The organism is Subtercola boreus (assembly GCF_003399635.1).
Lineage (GTDB): Bacteria > Actinomycetota > Actinomycetes > Actinomycetales > Microbacteriaceae > Subtercola > Subtercola boreus_B.
Genome location: NZ_NBXB01000034.1, coordinates 86,173 through 99,563, shown reverse-complemented (window position 1 = coordinate 99,563; position 13,391 = coordinate 86,173). Strand labels below are relative to the sequence as shown.

Here is a 13,391-nt window from a genome sequence, read left to right as displayed (position 1 = left end):
AGCGGAGTAGGGTGGGCGGATGACCCCTCGACTATCCCGGTTCCAGAAGCGCGGCTCCTTCTGGGCATCCGCTTCGGTGCTCGCCCTCTGCCTCTGGGCGAGTGGAGCCCCGTCGGTGCTCTACCCGACCTACGCCGCCGAATGGGAACTGTCGTCGACGGTGATCACGACGATCTTCGCGACCTATCCCGTCGTGCTGCTGGTCGTGCTGCTCGTGTTCGGCAGCATCTCCGACACGATCGGCAGGCGCCGCGCCATGCTCATGGGTGTCGGCCTGATCCTCGTGTCGGGGCTGGTCTTCATCGCGGCTCCGGATGTCGCGTGGCTGTACATCGGCCGCGCCCTCCAGGGCGCGGGGGCGGGGCTTGCAATCGGGGCCGCCAGCGCCTCGCTCGTCGAGAACAACACCTCGTCGAACCCCCGCCTGGCCAGTTCGCTGACCGCAGCATCCACTGCCCTCGGTCTCACGCTCGCGCTGCTCGTGTCGGGCACGCTGGCGCAGTACGCACCCCTTCCCGAACAGCTCAGCTACGGGGTGTTGGTGGTTCTCAGCGGCGTGGTGTTCGTCGCCGTCTTCGTGATGCCGCTGCAGGCTCCGGATGCCCGGGCCACCCCGTGGCGCCCGCAGGCGATGCACGTGCCGAGGCCGGCTCTCGGCGTCTTCGTCGTGGCGACTCTTGCCGTGTCTGTCGCCTATTCGGTCGGAGCCGTCTTCCTCTCCCTCGGAGCGTCGATCGCCCGGGAACTCACCGGCACCACGAACCTGCTCGTGATCGGCGCGCTCCTCGCGATATCGTCGGTCATGATCGGCACAACGGCGATCGTGCTGCAGCGCATCCACTCGCACGTCGCGGTGATCGTGGGGGCCGTGGTCTCCCTGGGCGGGCTGGCCCTTCTCGAACTCTGTGCGTCGACGGGGTCGATCGCCCTGTTCCTGCTCTGGTGCATCGTCGGCGGCATCGGCTACTCGCTCGTCTTCATGGGCGGGCTCGGCCTGATCAGTCGTGCGACGGAGCCCCGGCACCGGGGAGCGACGCTCTCGGCGCTCTACCTGTTCTCCTATCTCTTCCAGGCAGTGACAGCCATCGGTGCGGGCGTTCTCGCGACCGCACTCGGCCTGGCCGTCTCCGTGGACATCATCGCCCCGCTCGTCGGGATCCTGGCACTCCTGACCGCGGTTCTCGCGGCCGTCGACTGGCGGGTGCGAGTGCGGCCTGAGGTGGCGCTCGCCCAGTAACGACGCGACACGCCGACGCGACACGCCCGGGTTGCACGTGGCCATTCCATGTGGCAGACTCTCATAGTTCAGTAATACGGGTGGAAGTGTGCCCGCATCACTACCAGGCAGTGCATAGCTATAGATCCTCGATCTTGTAGGGCTAGGCCGCGGGTAGCAGGACACGGCTTGAAATACCCCCTCAGAACCCAGCGTTCCGCTGTGCGTCCGGGCGGGTCTTGGCAGAACAACAGTGGTAATCGCGTCCAATGCGACGAGGGACAATCTCCCGAGCGTAAGACGCAAGACAAGAGAGATGAGTCAAACATGGCGGGACAGAAGATCCGCATTCGACTTAAGTCGTATGACCACGAGGTCATCGACAGTTCGGCGCGCAAGATCGTCGACACAGTCACTCGCGCAGGAGCAACCGTGGTCGGCCCCGTGCCGTTGCCGACGGAGAAGAACGTGATCGCAGTCATCCGTTCGCCCCACAAGTACAAGGACAGCTTCGAGCACTTCGAGAAGCGCACTCACAAGCGCCTCATCGACATCATCGACCCGACGCCCAAGGCTGTCGACTCGCTGATGCGCCTCGACCTCCCAGCCGATGTCAACATCGAGATCAAGCTGTAGGACGACTGATGGCAAACACAACCAAGACTTCCAAAGGTCTGCTCGGCATCAAGCTCGGCATGACCCAGGTGTGGGACGAGAACAACCGTCTCATCCCCGTCACCGTCGTTCAGGTCACCCCGAACGTCGTCACGCAGATCCGCACCCCCGAGGTCGACGGCTACGAAGCCGTTCAGATCGCCGCGGGCCAGATCGATCCCCGCAAGGTGAACAAGCCCGAGACCGGTCACTTCGACAAGGCGGGCGTCACGCCTCGCCGTCACGTCACCGAGATCCGCACCGCTGACGCCGCCGAGTACACGATCGGGCAGGAACTCACTGTCGACGGCGTGTTCGAAGCCGGCAAGAAGGTCGACGTCGTCGGCACCAGCAAGGGCAAGGGTTTCGCCGGTGTCATGAAGCGTCACAACTTCAAGGGTGTCTCCTCGTCGCACGGTTCGCACCGCAACCACCGCAAGCCCGGTTCCATCGGAGCCTCCTCGACCCCCAGCCGTGTCTTCAAGGGCATGCGCATGGCAGGGCGCATGGGTGGCGAGCGTGTCACCGTACTGAACCTCGTGGTGCACTCGGTCGATGCCGAGAAGAACCTCATCCTCGTCAAGGGCGCCGTTCCCGGTGGCCGTGGCCGTCTCGTATTCGTCCGTACCGCAGTGAAGGGGGCGTAGTCCATGACTGACGCGAACATCACCACTGTCGACATCATCGACGCCAAGGGCAACAAGGCCGGCACCGTCGAGCTCCCCGCTGAGCTCTTCGACGTGGCCACCAACGTGCCGCTCATCCACCAGGTCGTCGTGGCCCAGCTCGCCGCTGCGCGGCAGGGCACCCACAAGGTCAAGGGCCGGGGCGAAGTCTCCGGTGCCGGCCGCAAGCCGTTCAAGCAGAAGGGAACCGGTCGCGCCCGCCAGGGCTCGATCCGCGCCCCCCAGATGACCGGTGGTGGCATCGTGCACGGCCCGACCCCGCGCAGCTATGACCAGCGCACCCCGAAGAAGATGATCGCTGCAGCACTGCTCGGTTCTCTCTCCGACCGCGCCCGTGGCAGCCGCGTGCACGTCGTCGACTCCCTGACGCTCGGCCCGGTCCCGTCCACGAAGACGGCCATCGAGCTCCTGACGAAGATCGCGACGTCCAAGCACGTGCTCGTCGTCATCGAGCGCGGCGACGACATCGCCGTGAAGAGCGTGCGCAACCTCCCCGAGGTGCACGTGCTGACCTATGACCAGCTGAACGCCTACGACGTTCTGGTGAGCGACGACATCGTCTTCACCAAGGGCGCCATCGACGGCTTCATCGCGTCGAAGACGAAGAGCAAGACTGAGGAGGTTGCAGCATGAGCGGCAACAACAAGGATCCCCGCGACATCATCATCTCGCCGGTCGTCTCCGAGAAGAGCTACGGACTGATCGACGAGGGCAAGTACACGTTCATCGTGGCGCCCACGTCGAACAAGACCGAGATCAAGCTCGCGGTCGAGAAGATCTTCAACGTGCAGGTCGCTTCGGTGAACACGATGAACAAGATCGGCAAGACCCGTCGCACCAAGTTCGGCCTGGGAAAGCGCAAAGACACCAAGCGTGCCATTGTCACCCTGAAGTCCGGAACCATCGACATCTTCACGGCTGTTGGCTGAGTCGGAATCCAGAGGATAAAAACATGGCTATTCGCAAGTACAAGCCGACCACTCCCGGTCGTCGTGGCTCGTCGGTCTCAGACTTTGCTGAGATCACCCGCACCACGCCGGAGAAGTCGCTGCTCCGCCCGCTTCCCAAGACCGGTGGTCGTAACAACGCCGGCCGCATCACGACCCGTCACATCGGTGGTGGCCACAAGCGCCAGTACCGCGTCATCGACTTCAAGCGCAATGACAAAGACGGCGTGAACGCCAAGGTTGCCGAAATCGAGTACGACCCGAACCGCACGGCTCGCATCGCGCTCCTGCACTTCGTCGACGGCACCAAGCGCTACATCATCGCCCCGAACAAGCTGAGCCAGGGCGACATCATCGAGTCGGGCGCCGGCGCTGACATCAAGCCCGGCAACAACCTGCCGCTGAAGAACATCCCCGTGGGTACCGTCATCCACGCGATCGAGCTGAAGCCGGGCGGGGGCGCCAAGATGGCGCGTTCCGCTGGTGCCTCCGTTCGCCTCGTGGCAAAGGACGGCCCCTACGCGCAGCTCCGTCTGCCCTCCGGTGAGATCCGCAACGTGGATGCTCGCTGCCGCGCAACGATCGGTGAGGTCGGCAACGCCGAGCAGTCGAACATCAACTGGGGCAAGGCCGGCCGCAAGCGTTGGCTCGGCGTCCGGCCCACCGTTCGTGGTGTCGCGATGAACCCGGTCGACCACCCGCACGGTGGTGGTGAGGGCAAGACCTCCGGTGGACGTCACCCGGTCAGCCCGTGGGGCCAGAAAGAGGGCCGCACCCGCCACATCAACAAAGAGAGCGACAAGCTCATCGTTCGTCGCCGCAACGTCGGCAAGAAGCGTAAGTAGGAGTCGAGAAGATGCCACGCAGTCTCAAGAAGGGGCCCTTCGTTGACGACCACCTGCTCCGCAAGGTCGTCGTACAGAACGAAGCTGGATCCAAGAACGTCATCAAGACCTGGTCACGCCGGTCGATGATCATCCCGGCAATGCTGGGTCACACGATCGCCGTCCACGACGGTCGTAAGCACATCCCCGTGTTCATCACGGAGACCATGGTCGGTCACAAGCTCGGCGAGTTCTCGCCGACACGCACCTTCCGCGGCCACGTGAAGGACGACAAGAAGGGTCGTCGCCGCTAACGCGGTGACGGAAGGAGGAGAGAAATGGTGGAGTCGATCGCACGCGTGCGTCACATCCGCGTCACCCCCATGAAAGCTCGTCGCGTCGTCAACCTGATTCGCGGCAAGCAGGCCATGGAGGCCCTGGCCATCCTGAAGTTCGCCCCGCAGGGCGCAAGCGAGCCTGTCTACAAGCTCGTCGAGTCTGCGATTGCGAACGCGAAGGTCAAGGCCGACAAGGACAACAGCTACCTCGACGAGCAGGATCTGTTCGTCTCGGCGGCTTTCGTCGACGAGGGTACGACCCTCAAGCGTTTCCAGCCCCGTGCACAGGGACGCGCATTCCAGATCCTGAAGCGCTCGAGCCACATCACGGTCGTCCTCTCGACGCCCGATGAGGTCGCAGCATCCGCTCAGGGTTCCAAGAAGGCAGGGAAGAAGTAATGGGCCAGAAAGTAAACCCCTACGGTTTCCGTCTGGGCATCACGACCGACCACGTGTCGCGTTGGTTCTCTGACAGCACCAAGGTAGGACAGCGTTACAGCGACTTCGTCGCCGAAGACGTGAAGATCCGGAACCTGCTCACGAAGAGCCTCGACCGTGCAGGCGTCGCCCGCATCGAGATCGAGCGCACCCGTGACCGCGTCCGTGTCGACATCCACACCGCCCGTCCGGGCATCGTGATCGGTCGCCGCGGCGCCGAGGCCGAGCGGATCCGCTCCGACCTCGAGAAGCTCACCAAGAAGCAGATCCAGCTGAACATCCTCGAGGTGAAGAACCCCGAAGCCGAAGCGCAGCTGGTCGCCCAGGGCATCGCCGAGCAGCTCAGCGCACGTGTGGCCTTCCGCCGCGCAATGCGCAAGGGCCTGCAGGGTGCACAGCGCCTCCCGAGCGTCAAGGGTGTGCGTATCCAGGTCTCCGGCCGTCTCGGCGGCGCCGAGATGAGCCGTTCGGAGTTCTACCGCGAAGGCCGTGTGCCGCTGCACACGCTCCGCGCCAACATCGACTACGGCTTCTACGAGGCCCGTACGACGTTCGGTCGCATCGGTGTGAAGGTCTGGATCTACAAGGGCGACATCACCAACAAGGAGCTCGCCCGCGAGCAGGCAAACCAGAAGTCATCGCGCCCCGAGCGTCGCGACGACCGCCGCGGTGGCGACGACCGTCGTCCCCCGCGCTCGGCCGCCCCTCGCGCAGATTCACCCAAGGCTGACGCTTCGCCCGTCGCAGCAGCAGGAGTTGAGGCATAACCATGTTGATTCCACGCAGAGTCAAGCACCGCAAGCAGCACCACCCCGGCCGTAGCGGCCAGGCGACCGGTGGCACCGAGGTGTCGTTCGGTGAGTGGGGCATCCAGGCCCTCACGCCCGCCTATGTGACGAACCGCCAGATCGAGTCCGCTCGTATCGCGATGACCCGTCACATCAAGCGCGGTGGGAAGGTGTGGATCAACATCTACCCCGACCGCCCGCTCACGAAGAAGCCGGCTGAGACCCGCATGGGTTCCGGTAAGGGTTCGCCCGAGTGGTGGATCGCGAACGTCAAGCCGGGTCGCGTGCTCTTCGAGCTCAGTGGTGTCAGTGACACCATCGCTCGTGAAGCACTCACCCGTGCAATCCACAAACTGCCTCTGAAGGCACGCATCATCAAGCGCGAGGAGGGAGACGCATAATGGCGATCGGTTCCAAGGAGCTCACCCCCGTCGAGCTCGACACATTCGAAGATTCACGCCTGGCCGAAGAGCTGAGGAAGGCCAAGGAGGAGCTGTTCAACCTGCGCTTCCAGTCGGCCACCGGCCAGCTCGAGAGCCACGGCCGCCTCCGCGCCGTCAAGCGCGACATCGCCCGCATCTACACGATCGTGCGTGAGCGTGAGCTCGGCATCCGTGCCACGCCGGCTCCGGTCGAGGTCGCTCCGGTCGAGGCTGCACCCAAGAAGACCCGCAAGCCGAAGGCCGCTCCTGTAGAGGAAGCAGCTGATGCCGACGCGAAGGTCGACACCAAGACAACCGAAACCGAGTCAACCGAGGAGGCCAAGTAATGGCTAAGACTGAGGCAGCTTCAGCTGCACCCGTCGAGACTGTTGCCGCGCCCGTCCAGGAGCGCGGCTACCGCAAGACCCGTCGTGGCTATGTCACGAGCGACAAGATGCAGAAGACCATCGTCGTCGAGGTCGAAGACCGCGTGAAGCACCCCCTGTACGGCAAGGTCATCCGCCGCACCTCCAAGGTGAAGGTGCACGACGAGGCCAACAGCGCCGGCATCGGCGACCTGGTGCTCATCTCCGAGACCCGTCCGCTGAGCGCCACCAAGCGCTGGCGCCTGGTCGAGATCCTCGAAAAGGCCAAGTAAGCGCCCCCGCGCTTACTTACGTAAGGAGTAGAAGTGATTCAGCAGGAATCCCGGCTCAAGGTCGCCGACAACACCGGCGCCAAAGAGCTGCTGACCATCCGTGTACTCGGTGGTTCAGGACGCCGTTACGCCGGCCTCGGTGACATCATCGTCGCCACCGTCAAGGACGCCATCCCCGGCGGCACCGTCAAGCGTGGAGACGTCGTCAAAGCCGTCATCGTGCGCACCAAGAAAGAGACCCGTCGCGTCGACGGTTCCTACATCAAGTTCGACGAGAACGCAGCGGTCATCCTCCGCGCCAACGACAAGGAGCCTCGTGGTTCCCGTGTCTTCGGCCCGGTCGGCCGCGAGCTGCGCGACAAGAGCTTCATGAAGATCATCTCGCTGGCACCGGAGGTCATTTAATCATGGCGAACATCAAAAAGGGCGACGTCGTCCAGCTCATCACCGGTAAGAGCCAGGCTCGCGGCGGAGACCGCGGCAAGCAGGGTCGTGTCATCGAGGTGCAGGTCGAGAAGAACCGCGTCATCGTCGAAGGCATCAACTTCGTGAAGAAGCACGTTCGCGTCGGCCAGACCCAGCGCGGCACGAAGACCGGTGGCATCGAGACCGTCGAGGCCCCGATCCACGTGTCGAACGTGGCGCTCATCGATCCTGAGACCAAGAAGCCGACCCGTGTCGGTTTCCGCGTCGAACAGGTCACCAAAGACGGCGTGACCAAGAATGTTCGCATTCGTTACGCCAAGAAATCAGGTAAGGACCTGTAATGACTGACACTGCAACTGCGCCCGCGGCTGGCAAAATCCAGCCCCGGCTGAAGCAGAAGTACCAGACCGAGATCATGTCCCAGCTCGAGAAGGACTTCGGTTTCACGAACATCCACCAGGTTCCCGGCCTCATCAAGGTCGTTGTGAACACCGGTGTCGGTGAAGCAGCCCGCGACGGCAAGATCATCGATGGGGCCGTAAAGGACCTCACCGCGATCACCGGCCAGAAGCCGCAGGTCACCAAGGCCCGCAAGTCGATCGCCCAGTTCAAGCTGCGCGAGGGCCAGCCCATCGGTGCACACGTCACGCTTCGTGGCGACCGTGCCTGGGAGTTCCTCGACCGCCTGATCTCGCTGGCGCTTCCCCGTATCCGCGACTTCCGTGGTCTCTCCGACCGCCAGTTCGACGGATCGGGCAACTACACCTTCGGTCTCACCGAGCAGTCGATGTTCCACGAGATCGACCAGGACAGGATCGACCGCGTGCGTGGTTTCGACATCACCGTCGTCACCACCGCGAAGACCGACGACGAGGGTCGCGCGCTGCTCAAGGCGCTCGGCTTCCCGTTCAAGACCGCAGAGAACTCCTAGTTCTCTGCTCCCGCAGTAAAGCAACACCGCAGTAAGAGAACATCAGCAGCACCCCGGCTCAGCAACTCGGCTGAGCCGGCCAAGACCACAGGTCGGCATCCTTGCACAGGGTGTCGAAACCAGGCCAGAAGGGCACCACTTCCATGACAATGACAGATCCGGTCGCAGACATGCTGACCAGACTGCGCAACGCGAACTCGGCATTCCACGACACCGTGTCGATGCCGCACAGCAAGCTCAAGTCGCACATCGCCGACATCCTCAAGAGCGAGGGCTACATCGCCTCGTGGGATGTCAAAGACGCAGAGGTCGGCCAGACGCTGACCCTCGCCCTCAAGTTTGGCCCGAACCGTGAGCGTTCGATCGCGGGCATCAAGCGCGTTTCGAAGCCCGGCCTTCGGGTCTACGCAAAGTCGACGGAGATCCCCACGGTTCTCGGTGGACTCGGCGTCGCAATCCTCTCGACGTCGTCCGGTCTGCTGACCGACCGACAGGCTTCCAAGAAGGGCGTGGGTGGGGAAGTCCTCGCCTACGTTTGGTGATCACTGATGTCACGTATCGGCAGACTCCCCATTCCGATCCCTGCGGGGGTCGACATCTCCATCAACGGCCAGCTCGTTCAGGTCAAGGGCCCGAAGGGTGAGCTCATGCTCACCGTCAAGGCCCCGATCGAGGCGAAGGTCGAAGACGGCCAGATCCTGGTCACCCGGCCCGACGACGAGCGCGAGTCGCGTTCGCTGCACGGCCTGACCCGCACGCTCATCGCCAACCAGATCATCGGTGTCACCGAGGGCTACTCCAAGGGCCTCGAGGTCGTCGGAACCGGTTACCGCGTTGCCGCCAAGGGCGCGAACGTCGAGTTCGCTCTCGGTTACTCCCACTCCATCACCGTCGAGCCGCCCGCGGGCATCAGCTTCACGGTGGAGGGTGTCAACAAGCTCACTGTCAGCGGTATCGACAAGCAGGCTGTTGGCGAAGTAGCTGCCAACATTCGTAAGTTGCGCAAGCCCGAGCCCTACAAGGGCAAGGGTGTGCGCTACGCCGGCGAAGTCGTTCGTCGCAAGGCCGGAAAGAGCGGTAAGTAATCATGGCTACTGGAACTAGAGGCAAGAGCAAGGCCGCAGCACGCGGCCGTCGCCACGACCGCCTGCGCAAGAAGATCGAGGGCACCGAGGTGCGTCCGCGCCTGGTCGTCACCCGTTCGGCCCGCCACGTGTTCGTGCAGGTCGTCGACGACAGCAAGGGTTTCACCCTCGCGTCGGCTTCGACACTCGAAGCGGATCTGCGCGTCTTCGACGGTGACAAGTCCGCAAAGGCCCACAAGGTCGGCGAACTGGTCGCCGAGCGCGCCAAGGCTGCCGGCATCGAAGCGGTCGTCTTCGACCGTGGCGGCAACCGCTACGCCGGACGCGTCGCGGCTGTGGCCGACGGCGCCCGAGAGGGTGGTCTGGACCTGTGACCGACGAAAAAGCAAAGGAAGCTACCGTGGCAGACGCTACGAGCACTGAAGCCTCAGCGACTGAGGCTCCCGCAACCGAGACCACTGCCGCTGCCCAGAACGAGCCCCGCGAGGCTCGTCGTGGCGGCCGTGAGCGCAACCCGAACAAGGACCGCGGATCGCGCGACTCTGACAAGAGCCAGTTCCTTGAGCGTGTTGTCACCATCAACCGCGTCTCCAAGGTGGTGAAGGGTGGTCGTCGCTTCAGCTTCACCGCTCTCGTCGTCGTCGGTGACGGCAACGGTCTGGTCGGCGTCGGCTACGGCAAGGCCCGCGAGGTGCCCACCGCGATCTCGAAGGGTGTCGAGGAGGCGAAGAAGAACTTCTTCCGCGTCCCCCGCGTCGCCAACACGATCCCGCACCCCGTTCAGGGTGAGGCTGCCGCAGGCGTCGTCCTGCTCCGCCCCGCTGCTGCCGGTACCGGCGTCATCGCCGGTGGTCCGGTTCGCGCCGTGCTGGAGTGCGCCGGTATCCACGACGTTCTGAGCAAGTCGCTCGGTTCGTCGAACACCATCAACATCGTTCACGCGACCGTCGAGGCGCTCAAGCAGCTCGAAGAGCCTCGCGCCGTGGCAGCACGTCGTGGCCTGACGCTCGAGCAGGTCGTGCCCCCACGCCTGCTCCGTGCCCAGGCAGACGCCGACGCGGCCGCCGGTCTCGCAAAGGCAGGTGCCTGATGGCTACGAGCCTGAAGATCACGCAGATCAAATCCAAGATCAGCGAAAAGCAAGACCAGCGCGACACCCTGCGTAGCCTGGGCCTTCATCGCATCGGCCAGTTCGTTGTGCGTGAGGACAACTCGCAGAACCGCGGCTACGTTCGCCACGTCGCTCACCTGGTGAAAGTCGAGGAGATTGACTAATGGCTGAAGAAGCAACCGAGTCCGCTGCAGCAGCGGCTCCCAAGAAGGCAGCGGCCCCCAAGAAGGCCACCGTCAAGAAGGCTCCCGCCGCGACCGACGCCGCCGCAACGACCACCACGGTCGTCGCAGCTCCCGCCGAGGCCCGCGAGCAGGTGCTGAAGGTCCACCACCTCCGTCCCGCAGCCGGTGCCAAAAAGGCCCGCCAGCGTGTCGGTCGCGGTGAAGGCTCCAAGGGTAAGACCGCGGGCCGTGGTACCAAGGGCACGAAGGCACGCTACAAGGTGCGTCTCGGGTTCGAGGGTGGCCAGATGCCGCAGCACATGCGCACGCCGAAGCTGCGTGGGTTCAAGAACCCGTTCAAGGTGTACTACCAGGTCGTCAACCTCGACCGACTCGCTGAGCTCTACCCCTCCGGTGGAGACGTCACGATTGCCGACCTCGTCACCAAGGGTGCGGTTCGCGACAACGAGAAGGTCAAGGTTCTCGGCAACGGCGACATCGCAGTCAAGCTGAACGTCACGGTCGACAAGGTCTCGAGCTCTGCGGAGCAGAAGATCGTTGCAGCCGGCGGTTCCGTCAAGTAACACTTCAACACGCTCGTCGCGGGGGCGGCTACCTTCGGGCAGCCGCCCCTTTTGGCCTCTCGGCCCGAGGAGTATCGAGTAGAGTCTGTGTGGGAATTCTTTCCTGTTGAGGATTCTGCCCGCAGAAGTCTCGTATCCACCTAGCAGGAGGCCTTTTTTTGTTCAGAGCCGTCGGCAGGATCTTCCGTACTCCGGATCTCCGCCGGAAAATTCTCTTCACGCTGGGCATCATCGCGCTGTTCCGGCTGGGGTCCTTCATTCCTGCGCCCTTCGTGAACTTCGGAAACGTGCAGGCATGTCTTGCCGCGAACCAGAGCACCTCGGGCCTCTACGAACTGGTCAACCTGTTCAGTGGTGGGGCACTGCTGCAGCTGTCGATCTTCGCGCTCGGGATCATGCCCTACATCACGGCATCGATCATCGTGCAGCTCCTTCGCGTCGTCATCCCGCACTTCGAGACCCTCTACAAGGAGGGTCAGTCCGGGCAGTCGAAGCTCACGCAGTACACGCGTTACCTGACGATCGCGCTAGGCGTGCTCCAGTCGACGACGCTGATCACCGTGGCGCGAAGCGGCGCCCTGTTCGGCAACAGCACCACGACCCAGTGCAGCAACCTGATCACCGACAGCTCCTGGTACGCCATCATGCTGATGGTCATCACCATGACCGCCGGCACCGGCCTCATCATGTGGATGGGCGAGCTCGTCACCGAGCGCGGTATTGGCAACGGCATGTCGCTCCTCATCTTCACCTCGATCGCCGCTCGCTTCCCGGGTTCGCTGCAGTCGATCTGGCAGCAGCAGGGCGTCGAGATCCTCGCCGTCGTGCTCGTCATCGGCGTCGCGACCATGGCGGGAGTGGTGTTCGTCGAACAGTCGCAGCGCCGGATCCCTGTGCAATACGCGAAACGGATGGTCGGCAGGCGCACGTACGGTGGCAACAACACCTACATTCCGATCAAGGTCAACATGGCCGGCGTCGTACCTGTCATCTTCGCGTCGTCGCTGCTGTACCTGCCAGCCCTGATCGCGCAGTTCAACCAGCCGACAGCGGGCCAGGAGCCCGCCGCATGGGTGACCTGGGTCACGAACTACCTGACCAAGGGCGATCACCCGCTCTACATGCTGCTGTACTTCCTGCTCATCGTGGGCTTCACCTACTTCTACGTCGCGATCACCTTCAACCCTGAAGAGGTCGCTGACAACATGAAGAAGTACGGCGGGTTCATCCCCGGTATCCGTGCCGGCAGGCCCACGGCCGAGTACCTCGACTACGTGTTGACCCGCATCACGCTTCCCGGTGCTGTCTATCTGGGTCTGATTGCGCTCATTCCGCTCGCTGCGTTCTCGCTGATCGGAGCCAACCAGAACTTCCCGTTCGGTGGCGCTTCGATCCTGATCATCGTCGGTGTCGGGCTCGAGACGGTGAAGCAGATCGACTCCCAGCTCCAGCAGCGGCACTACGAAGGACTCCTGCGATGACACGTCTCCTCCTGATCGGACCGCCCGGTGCGGGCAAGGGCACCCAGGCAGTCCGACTCTCGGAGGCGTGCGGTGTGCCCGCGATCTCGACCGGTGACATCTTCCGTGCGAACGTGGCGGAGGAGACCGAATTGGGACTGAAGGCGAAGCAGTTCATGGATGCCGGGAAATACGTTCCCGACAGCCTCACCAATGACCTGGTGCGCTCGAGGCTCCACGAGGCAGACGTTGCGGGCGGGTTCCTGCTCGACGGTTACCCGCGCACCACCGCACAGGTCGACGAACTGGACGACATCCTCGCCGCCGGCGGTCACTCGCTCGATGTGGTGGTGCTGCTGGTGGCCGACTCAGACGAGATCGTCAGCCGGCTCTCGAAGCGGGCGCTCGACCAGGGCCGGAGCGACGACACCGAAGAGGTCATCCGTCATCGCCTCGACGTGTACGAGGAGCAGACCGCGCCTCTGATAGACCTCTACCAGGGCCGAGACCTCGTGGTGACGGTCGACGGCCTCGGCTCGGTCGATGCTGTGACCGCGCGCATCACCGACGCTCTGCTCGAGCGCGGCATCGTGCTCACGCTCAACTAGGCGAGACCGCCTGTGGCGTTCCGCAAGTCGATCTACAAGACCCCGGCCGAG

The 13,391-nt window shown here is 63.7% G+C and carries 23 protein-coding genes; all 23 read left to right on the top strand.

The genetic code is table 11. From position 1 onward, the window contains the following. Positions 1-19 precede the first annotated feature (19 nt). A complete protein-coding gene (locus B7R22_RS12605; protein ID WP_253259058.1) occupies positions 20-1,237 on the top strand; it encodes an MFS transporter in 1,218 nt (405 codons plus the stop codon). Between the two features lie 306 nt (positions 1,238-1,543). Further along, entirely contained in the window at positions 1,544-1,852 is a 309-nt protein-coding gene (gene rpsJ / locus B7R22_RS12600) for a 30S ribosomal protein S10 (protein ID WP_104242452.1), read from the top strand. A gap of 8 nt (positions 1,853-1,860) precedes the next feature. Continuing rightward, positions 1,861-2,517, top strand: a complete 657-nt coding sequence (rplC, locus tag B7R22_RS12595) for a 50S ribosomal protein L3 (RefSeq protein WP_116412061.1) — start codon at positions 1,861-1,863, stop codon at positions 2,515-2,517. 3 nt (positions 2,518-2,520) lie between these two features. Then, complete coding sequence (gene rplD, locus B7R22_RS12590) at positions 2,521-3,189, top strand: 50S ribosomal protein L4 (protein WP_116283895.1); 669 nt, start codon at positions 2,521-2,523, stop codon at positions 3,187-3,189. Further along, entirely contained in the window at positions 3,186-3,485 is a 300-nt protein-coding gene (gene rplW / locus B7R22_RS12585; RefSeq protein ID WP_116283894.1) for a 50S ribosomal protein L23, read from the top strand. The genes rplD and rplW overlap by 4 nt, the downstream gene beginning before the upstream one ends. A 23-nt stretch (positions 3,486-3,508) precedes the next feature. Continuing rightward, on the top strand, positions 3,509-4,348 hold the full coding sequence (rplB, locus tag B7R22_RS12580) for a 50S ribosomal protein L2 (RefSeq protein WP_116412060.1): 840 nt from the start codon (positions 3,509-3,511) through the stop codon (positions 4,346-4,348). An 11-nt stretch (positions 4,349-4,359) separates the two neighbouring features. Further along, positions 4,360-4,641 (top strand): 30S ribosomal protein S19, encoded by a 282-nt coding sequence (rpsS, locus tag B7R22_RS12575; protein ID WP_104242462.1) that lies wholly within the window; start codon positions 4,360-4,362, stop codon positions 4,639-4,641. Between the two features lie 24 nt (positions 4,642-4,665). Beyond that, a complete protein-coding gene (gene rplV / locus B7R22_RS12570) occupies positions 4,666-5,064 on the top strand; it encodes a 50S ribosomal protein L22 (protein WP_116283892.1) in 399 nt (132 codons plus the stop codon). After that, positions 5,064-5,870 carry a 30S ribosomal protein S3 gene (gene rpsC, locus B7R22_RS12565; RefSeq protein ID WP_116412059.1) on the top strand — a complete coding sequence of 269 codons (807 nt, stop codon included), beginning with the start codon at positions 5,064-5,066 and terminating at the stop codon, positions 5,868-5,870. Before rplV ends, rpsC begins: the two co-directional genes overlap by 1 nt. A gap of 2 nt (positions 5,871-5,872) precedes the next feature. After that, positions 5,873-6,292, top strand: coding sequence for a 50S ribosomal protein L16 (rplP, locus tag B7R22_RS12560; protein WP_116283890.1), 420 nt, complete (start codon positions 5,873-5,875; stop codon positions 6,290-6,292). Further along, on the top strand, positions 6,292-6,660 hold the full coding sequence (gene rpmC, locus B7R22_RS12555; protein WP_116412058.1) for a 50S ribosomal protein L29: 369 nt from the start codon (positions 6,292-6,294) through the stop codon (positions 6,658-6,660). Before rplP ends, rpmC begins: the two co-directional genes overlap by 1 nt. Beyond that, positions 6,660-6,971 carry a 30S ribosomal protein S17 gene (rpsQ, locus tag B7R22_RS12550; protein ID WP_116283888.1) on the top strand — a complete coding sequence of 104 codons (312 nt, stop codon included), beginning with the start codon at positions 6,660-6,662 and terminating at the stop codon, positions 6,969-6,971. Before rpmC ends, rpsQ begins: the two co-directional genes overlap by 1 nt. A gap of 33 nt (positions 6,972-7,004) precedes the next feature. Beyond that, the gene (gene rplN / locus B7R22_RS12545; protein ID WP_116283887.1) at positions 7,005-7,376 is read left to right on the top strand and encodes a 50S ribosomal protein L14; all 372 of its coding nucleotides are present in this window, start codon (positions 7,005-7,007) and stop codon (positions 7,374-7,376) included. Positions 7,377-7,378: 2 nt separating this feature from the next. Further along, on the top strand, positions 7,379-7,738 hold the full coding sequence (gene rplX, locus B7R22_RS12540) for a 50S ribosomal protein L24 (RefSeq protein WP_116412057.1): 360 nt from the start codon (positions 7,379-7,381) through the stop codon (positions 7,736-7,738). After that, positions 7,738-8,328 carry a 50S ribosomal protein L5 gene (gene rplE, locus B7R22_RS12535; protein ID WP_116412056.1) on the top strand — a complete coding sequence of 197 codons (591 nt, stop codon included), beginning with the start codon at positions 7,738-7,740 and terminating at the stop codon, positions 8,326-8,328. The genes rplX and rplE overlap by 1 nt, the downstream gene beginning before the upstream one ends. 143 nt (positions 8,329-8,471) lie before the next feature. Beyond that, entirely contained in the window at positions 8,472-8,870 is a 399-nt protein-coding gene (rpsH, locus tag B7R22_RS12530) for a 30S ribosomal protein S8 (protein ID WP_116283884.1), read from the top strand. Between the two features lie 6 nt (positions 8,871-8,876). Then, positions 8,877-9,413, top strand: coding sequence for a 50S ribosomal protein L6 (rplF, locus tag B7R22_RS12525; protein ID WP_116412055.1), 537 nt, complete (start codon positions 8,877-8,879; stop codon positions 9,411-9,413). 2 nt (positions 9,414-9,415) lie between these two features. Beyond that, positions 9,416-9,787, top strand: coding sequence for a 50S ribosomal protein L18 (gene rplR, locus B7R22_RS12520; protein WP_116412054.1), 372 nt, complete (start codon positions 9,416-9,418; stop codon positions 9,785-9,787). Positions 9,788-9,813: 26 nt separating this feature from the next. Continuing rightward, positions 9,814-10,503: a 30S ribosomal protein S5 gene (rpsE, locus tag B7R22_RS12515; protein WP_116412053.1), complete on the top strand. Its 690-nt coding sequence runs from the start codon at positions 9,814-9,816 to the stop codon at positions 10,501-10,503. After that, the gene (gene rpmD, locus B7R22_RS12510; RefSeq protein ID WP_104242488.1) at positions 10,503-10,688 is read left to right on the top strand and encodes a 50S ribosomal protein L30; all 186 of its coding nucleotides are present in this window, start codon (positions 10,503-10,505) and stop codon (positions 10,686-10,688) included. Before rpsE ends, rpmD begins: the two co-directional genes overlap by 1 nt. Continuing rightward, a complete protein-coding gene (gene rplO, locus B7R22_RS12505) occupies positions 10,688-11,272 on the top strand; it encodes a 50S ribosomal protein L15 (protein ID WP_116412052.1) in 585 nt (194 codons plus the stop codon). The genes rpmD and rplO overlap by 1 nt, the downstream gene beginning before the upstream one ends. A 158-nt stretch (positions 11,273-11,430) precedes the next feature. Then, entirely contained in the window at positions 11,431-12,753 is a 1,323-nt protein-coding gene (gene secY, locus B7R22_RS12500; protein ID WP_116412051.1) for a preprotein translocase subunit SecY, read from the top strand. Further along, a complete protein-coding gene (locus B7R22_RS12495; protein ID WP_116412050.1) occupies positions 12,750-13,340 on the top strand; it encodes an adenylate kinase in 591 nt (196 codons plus the stop codon). The genes secY and B7R22_RS12495 overlap by 4 nt, the downstream gene beginning before the upstream one ends. Positions 13,341-13,391 lie beyond the last annotated feature (51 nt).

Excerpts from the sequence above, each read along its gene's own strand:
- rplP (WP_116283890.1), top strand. The coding sequence starts at position 5,873 with ATGTTGATTCCACGCAGAGTCAAGCACCGCAAGCAGCACCACCCCGGC.
- B7R22_RS12605 (WP_253259058.1), top strand. The coding sequence starts at position 20 with ATGACCCCTCGACTATCCCGGTTCCAGAAGCGCGGCTCCTTCTGGGCA.
- rpsH (WP_116283884.1), top strand. The coding sequence starts at position 8,472 with ATGACAATGACAGATCCGGTCGCAGACATGCTGACCAGACTGCGCAAC.
- rplC (WP_116412061.1), top strand. The coding sequence starts at position 1,861 with ATGGCAAACACAACCAAGACTTCCAAAGGTCTGCTCGGCATCAAGCTC.
- rplD (WP_116283895.1), top strand. The coding sequence starts at position 2,521 with ATGACTGACGCGAACATCACCACTGTCGACATCATCGACGCCAAGGGC.
- rplB (WP_116412060.1), top strand. The coding sequence starts at position 3,509 with ATGGCTATTCGCAAGTACAAGCCGACCACTCCCGGTCGTCGTGGCTCG.
- rplR (WP_116412054.1), top strand. The coding sequence starts at position 9,416 with ATGGCTACTGGAACTAGAGGCAAGAGCAAGGCCGCAGCACGCGGCCGT.
- rpmD (WP_104242488.1), top strand. The coding sequence starts at position 10,503 with ATGGCTACGAGCCTGAAGATCACGCAGATCAAATCCAAGATCAGCGAA.
- rpmC (WP_116412058.1), top strand. The coding sequence starts at position 6,292 with ATGGCGATCGGTTCCAAGGAGCTCACCCCCGTCGAGCTCGACACATTC.
- rplF (WP_116412055.1), top strand. The coding sequence starts at position 8,877 with ATGTCACGTATCGGCAGACTCCCCATTCCGATCCCTGCGGGGGTCGAC.
- rplO (WP_116412052.1), top strand. The coding sequence starts at position 10,688 with ATGGCTGAAGAAGCAACCGAGTCCGCTGCAGCAGCGGCTCCCAAGAAG.
- rpsQ (WP_116283888.1), top strand. The coding sequence starts at position 6,660 with ATGGCTAAGACTGAGGCAGCTTCAGCTGCACCCGTCGAGACTGTTGCC.
- rplV (WP_116283892.1), top strand. The coding sequence starts at position 4,666 with ATGGTGGAGTCGATCGCACGCGTGCGTCACATCCGCGTCACCCCCATG.
- rplE (WP_116412056.1), top strand. The coding sequence starts at position 7,738 with ATGACTGACACTGCAACTGCGCCCGCGGCTGGCAAAATCCAGCCCCGG.
- rpsJ (WP_104242452.1), top strand. The coding sequence starts at position 1,544 with ATGGCGGGACAGAAGATCCGCATTCGACTTAAGTCGTATGACCACGAG.
- B7R22_RS12495 (WP_116412050.1), top strand. The coding sequence starts at position 12,750 with ATGACACGTCTCCTCCTGATCGGACCGCCCGGTGCGGGCAAGGGCACC.
- rpsC (WP_116412059.1), top strand. The coding sequence starts at position 5,064 with ATGGGCCAGAAAGTAAACCCCTACGGTTTCCGTCTGGGCATCACGACC.
- rplX (WP_116412057.1), top strand. The coding sequence starts at position 7,379 with ATGGCGAACATCAAAAAGGGCGACGTCGTCCAGCTCATCACCGGTAAG.
- rpsS (WP_104242462.1), top strand. The coding sequence starts at position 4,360 with ATGCCACGCAGTCTCAAGAAGGGGCCCTTCGTTGACGACCACCTGCTC.
- rplW (WP_116283894.1), top strand. The coding sequence starts at position 3,186 with ATGAGCGGCAACAACAAGGATCCCCGCGACATCATCATCTCGCCGGTC.